Genomic DNA, 17,898 nt, shown 5'->3' with positions numbered 1-17,898 from the left:
TTCTGACGTAAAGTGACGCCATGCCGAACGATGCCGAAATTCTCTATGCCCTCTTCGATGCCGCCCTCAAGGCGGCGCTTCCTGATGGCCAGTTCGACGGCCGCCTGCCGCACAAGCCGAGAGGACGAACGATCGTCCTCGGCGCCGGCAAGGCCTCGGCCCGCATGGCGGCGGCCTTCGAGGAGGCCTGGGACCGCGTGGGAGGAACATGCGAAGGGCTCGTGGTCACGCGCTATGAACACGCCGTTCCGACGCGGGCCATCGAGATCGTCGAGGCGGCTCATCCGGTTCCCGACGAGGCCGGGTTTCAGGCCGCCGGACGGATCCTGGCTCTCGCACGGGAAGCGGGGCCGGACGATCTCGTCGTCTGCCTCATGTCCGGGGGCGCCTCGTCGCTCCTGTCGCTCCCGGCCGAAGGGGTGACGCTGGCCGATAAGCAGGACCTCAACCGGGCGCTTTTGAAGTCGGGCGCGCCTATCGGGGAGATGAACCTGGTGCGCAAGTCGCTCTCCGCCATCAAGGGCGGGCGGCTGGCGGCGGCTGTCGGCGAGGCGCCCCTTGTCACCTACCTGATCTCCGATGTTCCTGGTGACGATCCAGGCAGCATCGGATCGGGCCCGACGATTCCTGAGCGGGTCGATCCGGACGTCGCGCTCGCCATCCTGCGCAAGTACGGCATCGCCGTGCCCGCCCATGTCCTGCAGACCATCCGATCCAATGCCGTCACGCAGCCTGTCGCCGGTGGCACGGTCCATATGTTGTCGACGCCCAAGATGGCGCTCGATGCCGCTGCGGCCAAAGCCCGTGAATTGGGGTTGACGCCACTCGTGCTCGGCGACGCGCTCGAAGGAGAGGCGCGGGAGGTCGGGCGCGTCATGGCCGGAATCGCCCGCTCTGCCCTGATGCATGGCGAGCCGGCTAGGGCGCCCTGCGTTCTGCTCTCCGGCGGCGAGACGACCGTGACGGTCCGCGGCCGGGGACGGGGCGGCCGCAATGCGGAATTCCTGCTGTCGCTGGCCTTGGCCTTGAAGGATGAAGACAGGATCTCGGCGATCTCCTGCGATACCGACGGGATCGACGGATCCGAGGACAATGCAGGCGCTTGGTTCGACGGCAGCCTATTCGAGAGTGCCCGCGCGCGAGGAATCGATCTGGCCTCTCACCTGGACGGGAACGATGCCTATACGGCCTTCGCGGAGCTCGGCAGGCTTGTCGTGACAGGTCCGACCTTGACGAACGTCAACGACTTCCGATGCATCCTCATCCGTCCTTGAGCGAAGCGGAAGGCCGTCTCAGATGGAATAGCTAATCCCAGTCGCGTTCGTTTGCGGCACTATTATTGTCACCTTGGTTCCGCGGCCCTCCTGACTTTCGATCTCCAAGTCTCCGCCGTGAAGCTTGAGGATGTACCAGGCGAGGCTCAGGCCTAAGCCGGTGCCGAGATATTTCTTCGCATTCTGGCCGCGGAAAAAGGGCTGCATGATGAAGGGCAGATCCCGCTCCGTGATGCCGATCCCTTGATCCTTGACGACAATGCGGATCATGCCGCCCCTCTTGCCGGTCGTGATTTTGATCGGCTTGTCAGGCTGCGAATATTTCATGGCGTTCGACAGGACGATGACGAGGGCTTGCTCCAGCAGGATGGGGTCGCCGATTACGATCTCCGGCAATCCGCGGATTTGGATCTGAAACGGACGGGTCGGCTGCTGCCCGCCTTGCTCCCGACAGACCCGGCGAATAAGCTCCTCCGGGTTGAACTCGCTTGGATTAAGCACGATCCCGCCAGCGGTAGCCCGGGTATAGGACAGGATCGTGTCGATCAGTTCGTCAAGGCGCAGGCTGGCGCGCCAGATCTTCTCGGCCTTCGATTGGATGTCCGTGGTTCCCAGCCGATCGGCCCGCCGGATGAGGCCCTGAGCCAAGGCGTTGATGGCCGAGAGGGGCGTTCTCAATTGATGGGCCAGAAGAGCGACCCGGTCCAGGGATTGAGCCGGGCTTCTCAACGCGGTGCGACTGTCTGCACGGCGCGAGGCTCTGGAGGTTTGACGGGGAGGACGTCGGGTGGCTGCGGACACGGACACGACACCTATTAACTTTATAACATAATATCATGGACCGTTCCCGAATTAGTGCGCTTGACGCCGTTGTCCATACCCTCCTTTTCAACGAAAGAGTTAGGGCCTTCTTTCAATATATTTCAAATATATCTTGTTTAGCTGACATTAATTATCATAATTAATTCTCATTACATATGTAATGCCATAATACTTGTGTCAGAAATTCAAGAAGTAGTCTGGTGTTTAATAAGACGAATAATATCTCGCAATGGCCAAGTTCATGACTGCCGACTGCCAGTTTTGCCGAAATGTCCTGTCTATTTGAAACGAAATGTCGGGAGAAGCGTTTCCATATCGGAAGATCTATTTCAGGAGAGATGCTATGAATAACGATCGCGCTGAAGGCAGCATGAAGAACATGAAGGGCCGCCTCAAGGAAGGTCTCGGCAAGGCTCTCGGCGATTCGAAGCTGGAAGCCGAAGGCAAGATGGATAAGACCGAGGGCAAGATCCAGAACACGGTCGGCGGAATGAAGGATTCGCTCCGCAAGAGCACCTGATCTCGCTGCAAGCTCTTTCAAAATAAAGCCCGGCTTCCTGGCCGGGCTTCTTATGCGGATTTGCCTGCCTTCCGGATCAGGAACGTGGTCCGGGAGGCTTCCTGCCTTTGCTCCTCCAGAACATCGCCGGTTTCGCGGATCATATTGGGGACGTCGATGCCCGCCAGCGGATCCGTGCAGATGACGTGCAGTCTTTCGCCTGGTGCCATGGAAAGCAGGGCTTTTCGCGTGCGCAGGACCGGCAGCGGGCACTTCAAGCCGGAGAGGTCAAGCTCGTTCATCGCACCGTCTCCCGCTTGGCCAGAATCGTTGCCTGCGCCCAATCGTCCGGTGTGTTGATGTTGAAGAACGGATCGACCGGCTCGATGGGCCAGGTGGCTTTGGCAAATCCATGACGTTCCGCGCAGTCTCCGACGCTGCGCATGGTCTCGTCGAGGAGCATGCGACGCAGGTCGTACCGCAACGATACGGGCCAGAGCCCGACAGCGAAGTGAACCTGTGAGCCCGACGATGCGCAGGCGAGCGCTCGTCCGGACGCTTGGCGCGCTTCGTGCAGGTGCCGCACCAGATCCAGCGGGATGAACGGTGTATCGCCCGGGACGCTGACCACCCACTCGATGTGAGGGTGATGGGCGGCGCTCCATTCCAGAGCCGTGAGGATGCCCGCCAGCGGTCCCAGATGCCCGGCAATCGCATCCGGCACGACAGGAAAGTGCATCGTCTCGGAGCGAGGAAGCTCGCCATTCGCGTTGAGGATCACGCCTTCGCATTGCGGGACAAGGCGCTGCGCCACATGCGCGAGGAGCGTGAGCCCCTCGACGGTGAGGAGCACCTTGTTGCCGCCGCCCATGCGCCGCGAAAGGCCGCCCGCGAGAATGACGCCGAGGGTGAGAGGCTCTGTCATTCCGGTCGAGCTCACTCGATCACGATCCGCGGAGCGGGCTTGGCTGCCCCGCCGCCCGTGAGGGACGTCCAAACTTGCTGCGCCATGTCCTTATAGATTCTGGCGTGCGATCCGTCCGGATCGGCGACCACGACAGGCCGTCCAGCATCCGACAATTCGCGGATCGTCATGTTGAGAGGGACCTCGCCGAGGAAGGCAACGTCCAGGCGCTTGGCCTCTTCACGCGCTCCGCCGTGGCCGAAGATGTGGGAGCTCTGGCCGCAATGCGGGCAGATGAAGGTGGCCATGTTCTCGACGATGCCGAGGATCGGGATCTCGACCCGCTTGAACATGGAGACGCCGCGCCGCGCGTCGATCAGCGCGAGGTCCTGCGGCGTCGACACGATCACGGCGCCGGCGAGCGGCGTGGCCTGTGCCATGGTGAGCTGCGCATCCCCGGTGCCGGGCGGCATGTCGACCACGAGCACGTCGAGATCGCCCCAGGCGACCTCCCGCAGCATCTGGGTGATGGCCGACATCACCATCGGCCCCCTCCAGATCATGGCCGCTTCCTCCTCGACCAGGAAGCCGATGGACATGACCTTGAGACCGTAGGCTTCCATCGGCTCGAGAACACGGTTCTCGAGCAGGCGTGGCTTGCCGTGAATGCCGAGGAGTTTCGGCATGGACGGACCATAGATATCCGCGTCGAGCAGGCCGACCTTCAGCCCGAGCGCCTTCAGCCCGAGCGCCAGGTTGCAGGCAGTCGTGGACTTGCCGACGCCGCCCTTTCCGGAGGCCACGGCGATCACATGCTGGACACCGGGAATCCGCTGGTTCTTGGGCTGGGCTGCGGCCCGCGGGCGCTGGGGTGCGGCTCCCGGACCGGCGGGCCGGTCGGCGGTCAGGCTGGCAAACACCCCCTTCACGGCCGGCAGGCCCTGCACCGCCGTGACGGCGGCCTGGCGTACCTGCTCCATGCTGGTGGCCTCGGACGGTTCGATGGTGATGGAGAACATGACCCGACCCGCATCGTCCACCACCACATCCGACAGCCGTCCTGAGGCAACGAGATTGGTTCCACCGGCATCGACCGTCACGGTCGACAGAGCCTGCAGCACATGCTCACGGGTAATGGCCACGATGTCGTCTCCTGATGGCTCCGGGGTTTCTGCCCCTCATGTATAGGGCCAGGGCCTGCACGTTAAGACCGTCTGTGGGGATAGGAGCTGTATCCCGAACCAAACTTCACCTTATCCGTTGTTCACCCGATCCCTCGGGAGCCGGTTTGACCGGCCGCGTCACCGCCTTCGCTGATCATTCCCGAGCGCCTGCTACACAACATCAAGGAGACGACGATGCACCAACACGGCCATAACGATCCGAATGCCGGGAAGCTCTACGAGCTGATCAAGGACGTGAAGATCGCCATGATGACCACCGTCGACACGGACGGGACCCTGCACAGCAGGCCCATGCACAGCCAGGAGGCGGACGAGCATGGGGATCTCTGGTTCTTCACCCAGATCCAATCGCCCAAGACGACGGAAATCTCCCGCGACAACGAGGTCAACCTCGCATATGCGGATCCGAGCAGCCAGACCTATGTCTCGGTGACCGGAAGGGCCGAGATCGTGCGCGACAAGGCGAAGATCGAGGAGAAATGGTCGGAGCCCCTGCGGGCGTGGTTCCCGAAAGGTGTGGACGATCCGCAGATCGCTCTGATCCGCGTTCATCCGGCGAAAGGCGAGTACTGGGACAGCCCATCCTCGACCCTGGTGCATCTCTATGGCTATGCGAAGGCCGCCATCACCGGCCAGCCGCCCCATCCCGGCGATCAGGCGAAGGTCAATCTATCCTGAACATTTTCTACTGCACTGCGAAATATTTGGGGCCGCATGCGGCCCCTTTTCTTTGGTTTGATTGTGCCTACCTTTACGGAACAAGCTTGGGTATGTTTCAGCAATAACAACAGTTCGGAGAACATCCGTTCGCAATCCATAAGAACAATCCATCGGGGGCAGTCTTAGGGAGGAAACAATGAAGTTCGTCCTGCTTGCCGCAGTTTCGATTGTTGCTTTCGCGTCCTCAAGTTTCGCCCAGCCGGCAACCCAGACTCCGACCGGCAATCTGGAAAAGCTCTCGTCGTTCCAAAGCACCGGAACCGCCGAGCCGCGTCCGATCCCGCAGGAGGGGCGCCGTGCCGACGCGATCCGGAAGAACCTTGAGAAGATTCAGCTCCCGGCGGGGTTCAAGATCGATCTCTACGCAATCGTCCCCGATGCACGCCATATGGCCGTCGGTCCCAATGCAGGCGTGGTCTTTGTCGGAACCCGCAAGAGCAATGTCTATGCCGTTACGGACCGCGACAAGGATCGGATTGCCGACGAGGTGAAGCAGTTCGCGCCATCGGTGTCGTTCAAGATCCCGAACGGTGTCTGCTTCTCGCGCGACGGCGTTCTCTACGTGGTGGAGCAGAACCGGGTGTTGCAGTTTCCGGCCGCCGAGTTCTTCTACGAGGGGCCTGATGTCGCGGCGTTCGTCGTGGCCAAACAGGGCGACCTCATTCCGCCGACGGAGGAGAGCTACAACCACACGGCTCGCGTCTGCCGGATCGGACCGGACAACAAGCTCTATATCGCCCTCGGCCAGCCCTTCAACGTGCCGCCGAAGGACAAGCTCGACCTCTATAAGCGGACCGGCATCGCCGGAATCATCCGCATGGATCAGGACGGCAAGAACCGGGAGGTTTACGCAACCGGCATCCGCAATTCCGTCGGCATCGATTTCAATCCGGCCGACAAGGCGCTCTGGTTCACGGACAATCAGGTGGACGGCATGGGAGACGACCAGCCTCCCGGAGAGATCAACCGCATCGCCAATATGGGACAGAATTTCGGCTTCCCCTATTACGGCGGCGGCACCGTCCGGACGGTGGAGTACAAGGACGATCCGGTTCCGACCGGCGTCGTCGCTCCGCAGGCTGAAATGGATCCCCACGCGGCCGATCTCGGCCTGATGTTCTATACCGGCAAGATGTTCCCCCAGACCTATCAGGGCGGCATCTTCTCGGCCCAGCACGGCTCCTGGAACCGCACGAAGCCCATCGGTGCCCGCATCATGTTCACGCCGATCAAGCAGGACGGCACGGCGGACAAGCCGCAAGTCTTTGCCGAGGGCTGGCTGACGGAGAACGGCGAATATCTCGGACGTCCGGTGGACGTCGCCATGCTGCCCGACGGCTCCTTGCTGGTCTCGGACGATACGGCCGGTGCGATCTACCGCATCTCCTACGAGGGCCGGTAGGCATCTCCTGACGGGCGCGCCGCGCGGCGCGCCCATTCCCATCTGGAAAGTCGGTTATGAAGATACTTCAGTTCGTCGCCTTGGCGGGATTGGTCATGGGCGGTCTTGCCTCCGACCCAGCGGATGCCGGAGATGCCAGGGCAGGGCGACAGAAGCTCACCACATGTCAGGGCTGCCACGGTCTCGACGGCCTCTCGAAGAATCCCGAGGCGCCCAATCTGGCGGGCCAGGTCGAATCGTACCTTGTCAAAAGCCTGACGGAATATCGCTCAGGCGAGCGCAAGAACGAGTCCATGAATATAGTTGCGAAGGATCTGTCGGACGAAGATATCGCCGATGTGGCAGCCTATTACGCATCGATCCAGGTCGATGTCCTGCCGCCCTGACAGATCGCTGAAAGTCGTGTAGCCGGCACTCTTTCATCCCGGGCGCCCCTTCGCTATTGTCTCGCCTCCCTTGAGTGGCATGGAGCAGGCGATGGTGGACATCGCGACCCGGGTCTACAACCATACCTGGAAGATCGACCCGATCGTCCGGTCCGTCCTGGATACGGACTTCTACAAGCTTCTGATGGCGCAGACGATCTTTCGCCGCCATCGGGACGTGCAGGTCACGTTCGGCATCCATAATCGTACCACCCGCATCCGGCTGGCCGACATCATCGATCCCGGTGAGTTGCGCGAGCAGCTTGACCACGTGCGCAGCTTGCGCCTGACGCGGGGCGAATCCACGTGGCTGCGCGGCAATACCTTCTACGGCAAGCGGCAGATGTTCTCGCCCGAGTTCATGGACTGGCTCGAGACCTTCCGCTTTCCGGAATACCTGCTGGAGAAGGAAGACGGCCAATACGTGCTGACTTTCCACGGTCCCTGGATCGAGACCACCATGTGGGAGATCCCGGCGCTCGCCATCCTCAACGAGCTGCGCTCGCGCGGGGTGCTCAAGGGCATGGCGAAGTTCGAACTCCAGGTGCTCTATGCCCGCGCCATGACGCGCGTCTGGGAGAAGATCCAGCGGCTCAAGCAGCTTCCCGATCTGTCCATTTCCGATTTCGGGACGCGGCGTCGTCACGGTTTCCTGTGGCAGGATTGGTGCGTGCAGGCGATGATCGAAGGCTTGGGGCCGTCCTTCCTCGGCACGTCCAACTGCCTCATCGCCATGCGCCGTGAGGTGGAGGCCGTAGGCACGAACGCCCATGAACTGCCCATGGTCTATGCGGCCTTGACCGACGGCGACGACGAGCTGGGGAAATCGCCATACCGGGTGCTCGCCGATTGGCAGCAGGATTACGAGGGCAACCTGCGCGTCATCCTGCCCGATACCTACGGCACCACGAACTTCCTGCAGAACGCGCCCGACTGGGTGGCGTCATGGACGGGCATTCGCGTGGATTCCAAAGATCCGATCGAGGGCGGCGAGGAAGCCATCGCGTGGTGGAACCAGCGGGGGCAGAACCCGAAGGAGAAGCTCGCGATCTTTTCCGACGGGCTCGATGTGGACGTGATCGAGCGCATCCACCGGCATTTCCGCGGCCGCATGCGCATCGGCTACGGTTGGGGCACGCTGCTCACCAACGATTTCCGCGGCCTTGCTCCCGAGGCGGCGCTCGATCCCATCTCCATCGTGTGCAAGGTCATCTCGGCCAATAGCCGGCCGACGGTGAAGCTCTCCGACAATCCGACCAAAGCCATGGGGCCGAAGGCGGAAGTCGAGCGCTACAAGCGAATCTTTCGCGTAGGGCAGCAAACGGCCCAGCCTGTTCTGGTGTGACGGACATGATGATCGATCTCAATTGTGACATGGGCGAAGGATACGGTCCCTGGCCGATGGGAGACGACGAGGCGATGCTCGATATCGTCTCCTCCGCCAACATCGCCTGCGGCTATCATGCGGGCGATCCATCGATCATGTTCCGCACGGCGGAGATCGCCAAGCGCAAGGGCGTCGCGATTGGGGCGCATCCGGGCTTCAACGACCTGCACGGCTTCGGTCGCCGCATGATCCGCGGTGACAGCCCGGCTGAGATCGAGCGCATGGTGGCCTATCAGATCGGCGCCATGCAGGCGGTAGCGGCCCTTGCCGGGCACAAGGTCACCTACGTGAAGGCGCACGGCGCGCTCAACAACATGGCGAACGAGGACATGGATCTCGCCCTCGCCATCGCCCGTGCCGTTAAGGGCGTCGACGGGAGCCTCATCAATGTCTGCATGCCCGGATTGCTGATGGAAAAAGCGTCCGAGCAGATCGGCGTGAAGGTGGCCCGCGAGATTTTTGCCGACCGCACCTACGAGGACGACGGCACGCTGACGAGCCGCAAGAAGCCGGGCTCCGTCCTGCACGACGCGGAATTCGCAGCCGAGCGCATTCTCCGCGCTGTCCAGGACAGGGCGATAACAACGGTGTCCGGCAAGCGGATCCCGGTCGAGATCGACACGATCTGCGTTCATGGCGACGAGCCGAGCGCCGTCGTGATGGCCCGGACGGTGCGGGCGAAGTTGGAGGCGAACGGCATCACGATTGCGCCGTTCTCATAGGCTGGCTTGAACCTCAGGCTCCTATTCTTCGCAGGACATGGATGTCCTTCGTCATCACCGGTCTTGTGCCGGTGATCCCGATGGGAAAGGTGCGGCGTTTCAGGCAATCGCCATGGCCGTCCCCGGATCAAGTCCGGGGACGGCCATGGCGCCTCTGGGAGAGAGCGCACGAGCTGTGCCGGAACGACAGCTAGAGACGTTTCAGTCCTTGAAAGCCTTGGCCAGGAAAGGCTGCAGAGCCGCCAGCGTTTCCTCCGGCGCTTCCTCGGCGAGGTAATGGCCGCAATCGACACCATGGCCTTCCACGTGGCCGGCCCAGTCACGCCATACGCCGAGAACGTCGTACCACCGCTCGAGCCCGTTCTTCAGGCCCCAGAGGGCCTGCACCGGACAGGCAATGCGCCGGCCCGCCTTCTGGTCTTCCTCGTCAAGGCGCATGTCGATGGTGGCACCGGCCCGGTAATCCTCGCACATGGCGTGGATCGTGGCCGGATCGGTGTAGCAGCGGCGGTATTCGGCAAGCGCTGCCTCATCGAAGAGGGAGCGCCCGCGCCGCAGGTAGAATACGTCCGGATCGGATGCGATCAGACGCTCAGGGATGGGATGCGGCTGGGCGAGGAAGAACCAGTGCCAGTAGCCCATGGCGAACGCCATGTCCGTACGCTGGAAGTGCTCGGCGGTGGGGATGATGTCGAGGACCGAGAGCGAGACGATGCGCTCGGGATGATCGAGCGCCATGCGATAGGCGCAGCGCCCGCCGCGGTCGTGTCCGACGACGGCGAAGCGCTCGAAGCCGAGGGCCTGCATCACCTCGACCTGGTCGCGCGCCATCGCCCGCTTGGAATAGGGCTCGTGGTCCGCTGTCGTGGCGGGTTTCGAACTGTCCCCGTAGCCGCGCAGATCGGCGCAGACGACCGTATATTTCTCGGCAAGCTTCGGAGCCACCTTGTGCCACATGACGTGAGTCTGCGGATGTCCGTGCAGGAGGAGGACAGGCGGTCCGCTTCCGCCGTGGCGGAGATTGATGACGGCGCCTGAAGTCTCGATCGTGGTGTGCGTGAAGGTCTCGAACATCCTGCCGTTGTATCGGAGATGCTCCGCATCGTCACCAGGAGCGGCGCTCCCCGTTGTCGATGTGGATGATGCCGTTCCGATAGACCTTGAGGCCTCCGACCTGGGGATGGGCACGCAGAAAGGCCATGACGCCCCGTGCGCGGGCTCGCACGCGGAAATCCACGGCGCGGCAGGACAGGTGCAGGGACTGACGGGCGCCGCCGGCGCGCCAGTTGCGCCCCCTGGTGCGATGGGTGGACTCGATGCTGACGGGCCCGAACTTCTCGGCTACGGACGCGACCACCTCACGCAGATCGCCCGGGATGCACTTGGTCGGGGCGCTCTCGCGCAGGGTGATCGTCCCGTGAGAGACCAGTGAGGCGAATCCGGAAAGCGCTCTCGCGTTCGGCAGGCTTCCGGTCACGTCGGGTTCGTCGATCTGATCGCTGGTCGGCAGGCTGGCATATTGTGCGGGAGGAATGATCCCGCTGTCGCCATCACCGGCTCTGAGCGCCGCCGGCGAAAGTGCCAACAGAAACGCACCGCCTATGAGGGTCATTCTGGACGCGTGGCGAGCGCGGCAAACGATGCTCATCGGGTTCTCCCGTTCTGAGCCCCCACACAGTTGCTGCCGCCGAACTCGTCGTCCCGACGGCCTTCGCTGCTTGTGCGCCAGTCACTGACGGTTGAGGTCGCAGCGTTAGGCACGACTACCTAAGGTTAAGCTTACCTGCGGCAAGAACATCCAGGCCCGTGTGATGATTCGGATGCTGTCCGTGGCCGGCAAAGCTTTGTCCTGCAAGGATTCCTAGGGAGAAGAAATTTTGGGTGAGTTATGAGATAACAGGTCTGCGATCTTGCAGAAATCCGCCGGAATGCACACATCTCTTGGCGTTGTGCCAATCACGGGATTGGCCGCTCGGAGATGGGAATGAACACTGCTCGTAGCGCCGTTTTCGACGCTATCAAGACCGCCGGTCCGACCAGGGCCGATGCGATCGCGCGCGTCACGCTCGTCGCAAAGCTTTTGGACAGCGCCGTGCTGATTCCCGGCCTGAACCGGCGCGTCGGCTTCGATGCCGTGCTCGGTCTCGTGCCTGGCGTCGGCGATGTGATCTCGGCGGCTCTCGCCAGCTACATCGTCTGGGAGGCGCGCCAGCTCGGACTGCCGCGCTGGAAGATCGCGCGCATGATCGGCAACGTCGCGGTCGATACGGCCATCGGCGCGATCCCCCTGGCGGGCGATGTGTTCGACGTCTTCTTCAAGGCAAACCAGCGCAATCTGCGGATCATTCACGAACATCTGGGCACGCCCAGGCGCGGACCCCTCGAGATCGACGGCACGGCCGTGCGGGTGGAGGAGCGTTGATGAAACGCTTCTTGTGGATCCTGGCCTGGATCGCCGTTGCGGTGTGGTCGCTCTTCGCCTGGGGCGCCTACGGACTTCTCGACTTCTTCGGCGGCGTGGCGGCACGCAATGCTGACATCGTCACCGGTCATCCCGAGACGGTCGAGTGGCTGTCCTGGGCGCTGACGACCCTGCGCGGCCTGGGGCTTGGCGCCATCGTGGCGGTCTGGGGTCTGGTCTCGCTGCTGATCCTGGCTGTCCCGGCGGTGCTCGGTCTCTTCCTCGGCGGATCACGCCGTGAGCCGTATGTCGAAGATTGGCGCGGGCCGCGGATCGATCCCGGTACGCCATACCCACCCGCGCCAGGACAGCCTCCGATCCGGCGGATCGACAAGCGATAATGACAAAAGGGCGAAGCGGATACCGCTTCGCCCTTCGTGTTGGTAGGGTCTCTCCACGTCACGGCTGGCCATGACGACGGAAGGGTTTATCTCGAGCCGACGCTCAGCGATGACTCGAGATGAACTGCTTGAAGCGCTCGGACTTCGGAGCGCCGAACACCTCGGCCGGCGCGCCTTCCTCTTCCACCACGCCCTTGTGCAGGAACACGACCCGGTTCGACACGTCGCGGGCAAATCCCATCTCGTGCGTCACCACCAGCATGGTGCGGCCTTCCTCGGCGAGCGAGCGCATGACGCGCAGGACCTCGCCGACGAGTTCCGGATCGAGCGCGGAGGTCGGCTCGTCGAAGAGCATCACCTTGGGATGCATGGCGAGCGCCCGGGCGATCGCTGCGCGCTGCTGCTGGCCGCCGGAGAGGTGAGAGGGGTACTGATTGCGCTTGTCGACGATGCCGACCTTCTTCAGCAGTTCTTCGGCCTCGGCGATGCACTCGGCCTTCGGGCGCTTCAGCACGTGCACGGGCGCTTCGATGACATTCTCCAGGATCGTCATGTGGGACCAGAGATTGAAGCTCTGGAACACCATGGCAACGCGCGAGCGGATGCGGTCCACCTGACGCTGGTCGGCCGGCTCCATGCCCTTGCGGCCCTTCCTCAAGCCGATCGTCTCGCCGCCGATGCGGATCTCCCCGGAATCCGGCACCTCCAGCATGTTGATGCAGCGGAGCATGGTCGACTTGCCGGAGCCCGACGCGCCCAGGATCGAGATGACGTCGCCTTCCTTCGCGCTGAGCGACACGCCTTTGAGAACCTCGAGCGACCCGAAGCTCTTGCGGAGGTTGTCGACGGAGACGGCGGCAGCAGCCTCGGAGAACGCAGGTTGGGTCGACAAGGATGCAACTCCGTTAGACATGGGCGGCCTCCAGGCGCGGCTCGATGGCCGGGGGGCGGCGCAGATGGGGCGAGAGCCACCATTCGATGGCCATGATGATGCGCGTGATGATGAAGTTGAGGATCAGGTAGATCAGGCCTGCCACGATGAACACCTCCACCGCGCGGAAGGTCTGCGAGATGAGCTTCGCGGCAAGGCCGGTCACCTCCATCATGGTGATGATGGAGGCGAGCGAGGTGGCCTTCACCATGAGGATGACCTCGCTGCCGTAGGCCGGCAGAGCCTGGCGGACCGCGATAGGGAAGACGATGCGGCGGAAGAGCAGGAAGCCCGACATGCCGCAGGCCCGCGCCGCCTCGACCTGGTTGTGAGGCACCGATTGCAGGCCGCCGCGCATGATCTCGCTGGCATAGGCCGCGGTGTTGAGGGTCAACGCCAGCACCGCGCACCAATAGGGTTCGCGGAAGAACGTCCAAAGGCCCCATTCCTGCAGGGTCGGACGGAACTGTCCGAGGCCGTAATAGATCAGGAAGATCTGCACGAGCAGCGGCGTCCCGCGGAACACGAAGACATAGGCTTGAGCCGGCCAGTCGAGCAGCTTGATCCTGGACATCCGCATGAGCGCCAAGAGCATGGCCAGGACGGCACCGAGCGCAACGGACATGAAGGCCAGGTTCAGCGTGAGCGGTACGCCTCCCATCAGGGTCAGGAAGGCATCCCGCATGAAAGCGAAGTCCATCAGGAAGCCCTCCGCATGCCACGCATCGAGTGGGACTCCGCGCGTTGGAACAGATAGGTCGAAACCCAGGTGATGAGCAGGTAGAGAACCGCCGCCGTGAGGTAGAAGTCGAACGGGCGGCGCGTGGAGCCGGCAGCGATGTGCGACTGGCGCAGCAGCTCCACGAGGCCCGTGACGGAAATCAGGGCAGATTCCTTCAGCACCAGCTGCCACGTGTTGCCGAGGCCCGGAATGGCGTAGCGCAGGACCTGCGGGGCGATGATGCGGCGGAACATCAGCCAGCGGTGCATGCCTACCGAGCGGGCAGCCTCGATCTCGCCGCGGCTCACCACCTGATAGGCTCCGCGGAACACCTCCGCCTGATAGGCTCCGGACACGATGCCGATCGCCATGGCGCCGGTGGCGAAGGCAGGCACGCCGATGAAGCCCTCGGCCCCGAACAGGCTGCCGATGGCGCCGAGCGCTGCGCTGCCGCCGAAATAGAAGAGATAGATCACAAGAAGATCGGGGATGCCGCGCAGGACGGTGGTGTAGCCGTCCGCCAGGCTGCGGATGACGAGATTGCCTCCGATCTTCCCCCAGGCCACCAGGGTTCCGACGACGGAGCCGGCGAGGAAGCCGCAGATGGCGACGGCGATGGTCATCCCCGTCGCGGTGAGAAGAGCCCATCCCCATCCGTTGGGGCCGAACCCGACGAGCTCGAAATAGCTCAGCTGCTGCACGCGTCTCAACTTTCCTGAATACGTCTCCCCACACCGAAGCAGAGGGTGAGACAGGATCTGTCACGTCCGGTCTTGGACCGGATCAGGTCCCGGGCCGTGTAGCAGGACCCGGGACCTTGTTTCCAGCATGCTGTTGTCAGACCTGCGGGGTCGCGTCGATCTTGAACCACTTCTCGGACAGCTTCTTGATCGTGCCGTCCTGGATCGCGGCCTGGATCGCCTGGTCGAACGCCTTCTTCAGGTCCGTGTCGTCCTTGCGCATGCCCACGGCGACGCCGCGGCCCAGCAGGCCGCCGCGCATGCCGGTGCCGGCAATGACCATATCCTTGAACTCGGGCTTGTCCTGCGTGGCTTTCAGAGCCCCGTGGCCGGCGAAGATCGCGTCGACGCGGCCGGCGGTCAGATCGAGGTCATGCTGCTCCGTGGTCTTGTACTCGCGGATCTGGACCGTGTCCTTGAGGTAGGTCTCCACGAACTGCGAGTTCACGGTCGAGGTCTGGACTCCGATGGTCTTGCCCTTCAGGAGCGGCTTCCATGCTTCGATGGCCTTCTTCGCGCCTTCGGGATCCTTTTCGAAGCTCACCGTGGTGCCGGTCCCCGCCAGCTTGGCCAGCGGCGAATCCTTCATGACCCCGAAGCCGTGCGGGGTGGCGGCATAGGGGAGCGAGAAGTTGATCGTCTCCAGGCGCTTGTCGGTGATGTTCATGCCGGCCATGATGGCGTCGTACTTCTTGGCCTGGAGCGCCGGGATGATGCCGTCCCAGTCCTGGGCCACGATCTCGCACTTCACCTTCATGCGCGCGCACAGCTCGTTGGCGAGGTCGATCTCGAAGCCCTCGAGCTTGCCGCCGGCGCCCGTGAAGTTCCACGGCGCATAGGCGCCCTCCGTGGCGATCTTGACCGTCTTCTCCTGCGCCGCGGCGCCGCCAATGGCGAGGGCGGAGGCCAGCAGGCCGAGGCCCAATGTCTTAATGAGTTTCATCGTCATCCCTCTGGTCAGCTTCGACTGATCCTGTTGTCAGTTGAAGGCTTTGGCGCCTCCACCTGCGTCCAGAAGCTAACATTCAAAAGCCAAGCCGGCGCAAGTCCTAAACATGCTGAATAAAGCGCCCAAGCTGGCGATTTCGGTCGCAGTCGAGCCGGATCAATACAAAAAAGGCGCGGCCGAAGCCGCGCCTTGGAATCCCAGGCGAAAAGATCAGGAGCGCGGGGTGGTGTCGATCTTGAACCACTTCATGGACAGCTTCTGGACCGTGCCGTCCTTGATGGCGCCCTGAATGGCTTCGTCGAAGGCCTTCTTCAGCTCGGTCTCACCCTTGCGCAGGCCAACGCCGACGCCAGCACCCAGCAGGCCGCCGGTGATCGACGGGCCGGCCAGGGTGTAATCCTTGCTGAACTCGGGCTTCTCAAGGGTGCCGATGATGGCAGTCGCATCCGCCAACACCGCGTCGATACGGCCGGCAGCGAGATCGAGGTCGTGCTGCTCCGTGGTCTTGTACTCGCGGATCTCGGCCGTGCCTTTCAGGTACTTGTCGGCGAAGGCGGAGTGGATGGTCGAGGTCTGCACGCCGACGGTCTTGCCCTTCAGGAGCGGCTTGTAGGCTTCGATCGCCTTCTCGGCGGCAGCCTGCTGGCTGGTGAGGTTAAAGGCCTCGTTCTTGCCGGGCATGCTGGCGAGCGGCGAATTCTTTGCCACCAGGAAGCCGTTCGGGGAGTTGGCGTAAGGGCCGGCGAAGTCGATGGTTTTCTTGCGCTCGTCCGTGATGCTCATGCCGGCCATGACGGCGTCGTACTTCTTGGCCGTGAGCGCCGGGATGATGCCGTCCCAGTCCTGGGCTACGATCTCGCACTTCACCTTCATGCGGTTGCACAGGTCATTGGCCAGATCGATCTCGAAGCCCTCGAGCTTGCCGCCCGCACCCGTGAAGTTCCACGGCGCGTAGGCGCCTTCCGTGGCGATCTTTACCGTCTTCTGCTGCGCGGCCGCCCCGCCGACCGCAAGAGCGGAACCGAGAAGAGCCAAGCCGACGGTCTTAACGAATTTCATAGTCGTTCCCTTGTTTGTGGGCCCCGGCTTTCCGCCGGAGCCTGACTTACCCGCGCCCCTTCCAGGCCGCGCCGTGACGCAGTAACGGCCAAACTTGACAAAAAGGCAAGGGGAGGCCCGGCTGCCTTACACAACCCGCAATTTGATCTCGCCGAGCCCCTCGACAGCGCCCACCATGGTCTGACCTTGCGTAACGGCACCCACGCCGTCCGGGGTTCCGGAGAAGATCACGTCGCCTGGGGCGAGCTCGAAATAGGAGGAGAGATAGGCGATCTGCTCGGCGACGGACCAGATCATGTCGGACAGATCGGCCTTCTGCTTGACTGCTCCGTCGACCGACAGGGAGATAGATCCGCCCGCCGGATGCCCAACCTGCGAGACGGGGTGGATCGGACCGACCGGACCCGAATGGTCGGCGGCCTTGCCGAGCTCCCAGGGCCGGCGAAGCTGCTTGGCCTCGTCCTGGAGGTCGCGGCGGGTCATGTCGAGGCCGACCGCATAGCCGAAGACGTGGTCGAGGGCCTGCTCGACCGGGATGTCGCGACCGCCCTTGGCCAGGGCGACCACCATCTCGATTTCGAAATGGTAATTCCCGGTTTTCGGCGGATAGGCATGATCGGCCGTTTCACCCTCCATCACGGGCTGGAGAGCGTCCGCCGGTTTCATGAAGAAGAACGGCGGCTCGCGGGTCGGATCGCCGCCCATCTCCCGCGCATGGGCTGCATAATTTCTGCCGACGCAATAGACCCGGCGGACCGGGAACAGGTCGGCGCTGCCGGCAACGGGAAGGGCGGGAAGCGAAGGCGCGGGAATGACGTAGGCCATGAAAGCTCGCGAAAAGATCGGAGGTGGACGCTCAGGCCCGGGACAGGACCTGCTGGGCTCTTCCTACACCTTCGAATGGGCATCACAAGACGCCCGGCGCGGGATTCCCGTAGCCCTTTGGGCGAACATGAAAACGGCGGGTCCGGTGGACCCGCCGTGAAGGCTGTTCGACCTGACGCCGCTTAGCGGCGGCGGGCCGTGCCGCCCGGAAGGCGCTGGGCATCGGTAAGGTGATGCTCGATATGCGGCACCACGGAGGCTGCGAACTGGCGCAAGCCCGGATCGTTGCCGGCCTGAGCATAGCCGGAATGCAGGGCGAGGGCTTCCTGGTGGCCCATGCGCTGGGCCTGTCCATAAAGGCGGTCGAACTGCGGGCCCGAGGTCGAGGCGAGCTGGTTCAGCATGGCGGTCTTCTCAGGTGAGAGCGGCACGCCGAGACGGATCGGTGTGACGGAGCCCGTCGCCTGGACGTCGGCCGCGCCGCCGGCCGCTGCGCCCGTGGTCGCGCCGACGCCGGCACCCACTGCCGCGC

At 63.2% G+C, this 17,898-nt stretch carries 22 protein-coding genes; 9 read left to right on the top strand and 13 right to left on the bottom strand.

Translation table 11 applies throughout. The features are described 5' to 3' along the window. The first annotated feature begins 20 nt into the window (after positions 1 to 20). Positions 21 to 1,274: a glycerate kinase type-2 family protein gene (locus tag VB672_RS10245; protein WP_329784098.1), complete on the top strand. Its 1,254-nt coding sequence runs from the start codon at positions 21 to 23 to the stop codon at positions 1,272 to 1,274. 18 nt (positions 1,275 to 1,292) lie between these two features. Here VB672_RS10245 and VB672_RS10240 read toward each other — a convergent pair whose 3' ends face one another. Next, complete coding sequence (locus tag VB672_RS10240) at positions 1,293 to 2,075, bottom strand: sensor histidine kinase (RefSeq protein WP_329784097.1); 783 nt, start codon at positions 2,073 to 2,075, stop codon at positions 1,293 to 1,295. A 364-nt stretch (positions 2,076 to 2,439) separates the two neighbouring features. Between VB672_RS10240 and VB672_RS10235 the strand changes: the two genes are divergently transcribed. Then, positions 2,440 to 2,616 (top strand): CsbD family protein, encoded by a 177-nt coding sequence (locus VB672_RS10235; RefSeq protein WP_329784096.1) that lies wholly within the window; start codon positions 2,440 to 2,442, stop codon positions 2,614 to 2,616. A 50-nt stretch (positions 2,617 to 2,666) separates the two neighbouring features. Here VB672_RS10235 and VB672_RS10230 read toward each other — a convergent pair whose 3' ends face one another. The 3 genes from VB672_RS10230 to VB672_RS10220 are packed head-to-tail and all read right to left on the bottom strand — an operon-like array spanning position 2,667 to position 4,641. Then, positions 2,667 to 2,897 (bottom strand): sulfurtransferase TusA family protein, encoded by a 231-nt coding sequence (locus VB672_RS10230; RefSeq protein WP_329784095.1) that lies wholly within the window; start codon positions 2,895 to 2,897, stop codon positions 2,667 to 2,669. Beyond that, positions 2,894 to 3,520 (bottom strand): molybdenum cofactor guanylyltransferase MobA, encoded by a 627-nt coding sequence (mobA, locus tag VB672_RS10225; RefSeq protein WP_329784094.1) that lies wholly within the window; start codon positions 3,518 to 3,520, stop codon positions 2,894 to 2,896. Before mobA ends, VB672_RS10230 begins: the two co-directional genes overlap by 4 nt. Before the next feature lie 11 nt (positions 3,521 to 3,531). Beyond that, the gene (locus tag VB672_RS10220; protein WP_329784093.1) at positions 3,532 to 4,641 is read right to left on the bottom strand and encodes an Mrp/NBP35 family ATP-binding protein; all 1,110 of its coding nucleotides are present in this window, start codon (positions 4,639 to 4,641) and stop codon (positions 3,532 to 3,534) included. A 216-nt stretch (positions 4,642 to 4,857) separates the two neighbouring features. Between VB672_RS10220 and VB672_RS10215 the strand changes: the two genes are divergently transcribed. The 5 genes from VB672_RS10215 to VB672_RS10195 all read left to right on the top strand — a co-directional run bounded on the left by VB672_RS10215 (position 4,858) and on the right by VB672_RS10195 (position 9,339). Then, a complete protein-coding gene (locus tag VB672_RS10215; protein WP_329784092.1) occupies positions 4,858 to 5,361 on the top strand; it encodes a pyridoxamine 5'-phosphate oxidase family protein in 504 nt (167 codons plus the stop codon). A gap of 178 nt (positions 5,362 to 5,539) precedes the next feature. Further along, entirely contained in the window at positions 5,540 to 6,805 is a 1,266-nt protein-coding gene (locus VB672_RS10210; RefSeq protein ID WP_329784091.1) for a PQQ-dependent sugar dehydrogenase, read from the top strand. Between the two features lie 95 nt (positions 6,806 to 6,900). Then, positions 6,901 to 7,191: a c-type cytochrome gene (locus VB672_RS10205; protein WP_329784375.1), complete on the top strand. Its 291-nt coding sequence runs from the start codon at positions 6,901 to 6,903 to the stop codon at positions 7,189 to 7,191. A gap of 91 nt (positions 7,192 to 7,282) precedes the next feature. Next, positions 7,283 to 8,575, top strand: coding sequence for a nicotinate phosphoribosyltransferase (pncB, locus tag VB672_RS10200; RefSeq protein WP_329784090.1), 1,293 nt, complete (start codon positions 7,283 to 7,285; stop codon positions 8,573 to 8,575). A 5-nt stretch (positions 8,576 to 8,580) separates the two neighbouring features. Next, positions 8,581 to 9,339, top strand: a complete 759-nt coding sequence (locus VB672_RS10195; protein ID WP_329784089.1) for a LamB/YcsF family protein — start codon at positions 8,581 to 8,583, stop codon at positions 9,337 to 9,339. Between the two features lie 201 nt (positions 9,340 to 9,540). Here the strand turns inward: VB672_RS10195 and VB672_RS10190 are convergent, their stop codons facing one another. Together VB672_RS10190 and VB672_RS10185 are read right to left on the bottom strand one after the other, a co-directional pair. Then, entirely contained in the window at positions 9,541 to 10,413 is an 873-nt protein-coding gene (locus tag VB672_RS10190; protein WP_329784088.1) for an alpha/beta fold hydrolase, read from the bottom strand. Between the two features lie 31 nt (positions 10,414 to 10,444). Further along, positions 10,445 to 10,987, bottom strand: a complete 543-nt coding sequence (locus VB672_RS10185) for a D-Ala-D-Ala carboxypeptidase family metallohydrolase (RefSeq protein WP_329784087.1) — start codon at positions 10,985 to 10,987, stop codon at positions 10,445 to 10,447. A gap of 336 nt (positions 10,988 to 11,323) precedes the next feature. Here VB672_RS10185 and VB672_RS10180 point away from each other — a divergent pair, with 336 nt between their 5' ends. Together VB672_RS10180 and VB672_RS10175 are read left to right on the top strand one after the other, a co-directional pair. Further along, positions 11,324 to 11,761, top strand: coding sequence for a DUF4112 domain-containing protein (locus VB672_RS10180; RefSeq protein WP_329784086.1), 438 nt, complete (start codon positions 11,324 to 11,326; stop codon positions 11,759 to 11,761). Further along, the gene (locus VB672_RS10175; protein ID WP_329784085.1) at positions 11,761 to 12,141 is read left to right on the top strand and encodes a hypothetical protein; all 381 of its coding nucleotides are present in this window, start codon (positions 11,761 to 11,763) and stop codon (positions 12,139 to 12,141) included. The genes VB672_RS10180 and VB672_RS10175 overlap by 1 nt, the downstream gene beginning before the upstream one ends. Positions 12,142 to 12,244: 103 nt before the next feature. Here the strand turns inward: VB672_RS10175 and VB672_RS10170 are convergent, their stop codons facing one another. The 7 genes from VB672_RS10170 to VB672_RS10140 all read right to left on the bottom strand — a co-directional run. Beyond that, complete coding sequence (locus tag VB672_RS10170; protein WP_329784084.1) at positions 12,245 to 13,054, bottom strand: ABC transporter ATP-binding protein; 810 nt, start codon at positions 13,052 to 13,054, stop codon at positions 12,245 to 12,247. Continuing rightward, positions 13,047 to 13,772, bottom strand: coding sequence for an ABC transporter permease (locus VB672_RS10165; protein ID WP_329784083.1), 726 nt, complete (start codon positions 13,770 to 13,772; stop codon positions 13,047 to 13,049). The genes VB672_RS10170 and VB672_RS10165 overlap by 8 nt, the downstream gene beginning before the upstream one ends. Next, entirely contained in the window at positions 13,772 to 14,494 is a 723-nt protein-coding gene (locus VB672_RS10160) for an ABC transporter permease (RefSeq protein ID WP_329784082.1), read from the bottom strand. The genes VB672_RS10165 and VB672_RS10160 overlap by 1 nt, the downstream gene beginning before the upstream one ends. A gap of 136 nt (positions 14,495 to 14,630) precedes the next feature. After that, positions 14,631 to 15,476, bottom strand: a complete 846-nt coding sequence (locus VB672_RS10155; protein ID WP_329784081.1) for a lysine/arginine/ornithine ABC transporter substrate-binding protein — start codon at positions 15,474 to 15,476, stop codon at positions 14,631 to 14,633. 216 nt (positions 15,477 to 15,692) lie between these two features. Beyond that, positions 15,693 to 16,541: a lysine/arginine/ornithine ABC transporter substrate-binding protein gene (locus tag VB672_RS10150; protein ID WP_329784080.1), complete on the bottom strand. Its 849-nt coding sequence runs from the start codon at positions 16,539 to 16,541 to the stop codon at positions 15,693 to 15,695. 126 nt (positions 16,542 to 16,667) lie between these two features. After that, positions 16,668 to 17,366, bottom strand: a complete 699-nt coding sequence (locus VB672_RS10145; protein ID WP_329784079.1) for a fumarylacetoacetate hydrolase family protein — start codon at positions 17,364 to 17,366, stop codon at positions 16,668 to 16,670. A 182-nt stretch (positions 17,367 to 17,548) separates the two neighbouring features. Next, the coding region (locus VB672_RS10140) for a DUF4142 domain-containing protein (protein ID WP_329784078.1) at positions 17,549 to 17,898 on the bottom strand (350 nt) is incomplete at its 5' end.

Source organism: Microvirga sp. CF3016, assembly GCF_036314085.1.
Taxonomy (GTDB): domain Bacteria; phylum Pseudomonadota; class Alphaproteobacteria; order Rhizobiales; family Beijerinckiaceae; genus Microvirga.
This window is presented reverse-complemented; position numbering and strand designations above follow the sequence as displayed.

Bases quoted from the DNA above. Each gene is read 5' to 3' on its own strand.
- VB672_RS10210 (WP_329784091.1), top strand. From the start codon at position 5,540: ATGAAGTTCGTCCTGCTTGCCGCAGTTTCGATTGTTGCTTTCGCGTCC.
- VB672_RS10235 (WP_329784096.1), top strand. From the start codon at position 2,440: ATGAATAACGATCGCGCTGAAGGCAGCATGAAGAACATGAAGGGCCGC.
- VB672_RS10170 (WP_329784084.1), bottom strand. From the start codon at position 13,054: ATGTCTAACGGAGTTGCATCCTTGTCGACCCAACCTGCGTTCTCCGAG.
- VB672_RS10190 (WP_329784088.1), bottom strand. From the start codon at position 10,413: ATGTTCGAGACCTTCACGCACACCACGATCGAGACTTCAGGCGCCGTC.
- VB672_RS10205 (WP_329784375.1), top strand. From the start codon at position 6,901: ATGGGCGGTCTTGCCTCCGACCCAGCGGATGCCGGAGATGCCAGGGCA.
- VB672_RS10175 (WP_329784085.1), top strand. From the start codon at position 11,761: ATGAAACGCTTCTTGTGGATCCTGGCCTGGATCGCCGTTGCGGTGTGG.
- VB672_RS10150 (WP_329784080.1), bottom strand. From the start codon at position 16,541: ATGAAATTCGTTAAGACCGTCGGCTTGGCTCTTCTCGGTTCCGCTCTT.
- mobA (WP_329784094.1), bottom strand. From the start codon at position 3,520: ATGACAGAGCCTCTCACCCTCGGCGTCATTCTCGCGGGCGGCCTTTCG.
- VB672_RS10230 (WP_329784095.1), bottom strand. From the start codon at position 2,897: ATGAACGAGCTTGACCTCTCCGGCTTGAAGTGCCCGCTGCCGGTCCTG.
- VB672_RS10145 (WP_329784079.1), bottom strand. From the start codon at position 17,366: ATGGCCTACGTCATTCCCGCGCCTTCGCTTCCCGCCCTTCCCGTTGCC.
- VB672_RS10165 (WP_329784083.1), bottom strand. From the start codon at position 13,772: ATGGACTTCGCTTTCATGCGGGATGCCTTCCTGACCCTGATGGGAGGC.
- VB672_RS10195 (WP_329784089.1), top strand. From the start codon at position 8,581: ATGATGATCGATCTCAATTGTGACATGGGCGAAGGATACGGTCCCTGG.
- VB672_RS10180 (WP_329784086.1), top strand. From the start codon at position 11,324: ATGAACACTGCTCGTAGCGCCGTTTTCGACGCTATCAAGACCGCCGGT.
- VB672_RS10245 (WP_329784098.1), top strand. From the start codon at position 21: ATGCCGAACGATGCCGAAATTCTCTATGCCCTCTTCGATGCCGCCCTC.
- VB672_RS10215 (WP_329784092.1), top strand. From the start codon at position 4,858: ATGCACCAACACGGCCATAACGATCCGAATGCCGGGAAGCTCTACGAG.
- VB672_RS10185 (WP_329784087.1), bottom strand. From the start codon at position 10,987: ATGAGCATCGTTTGCCGCGCTCGCCACGCGTCCAGAATGACCCTCATA.
- pncB (WP_329784090.1), top strand. From the start codon at position 7,283: ATGGTGGACATCGCGACCCGGGTCTACAACCATACCTGGAAGATCGAC.
- VB672_RS10155 (WP_329784081.1), bottom strand. From the start codon at position 15,476: ATGAAACTCATTAAGACATTGGGCCTCGGCCTGCTGGCCTCCGCCCTC.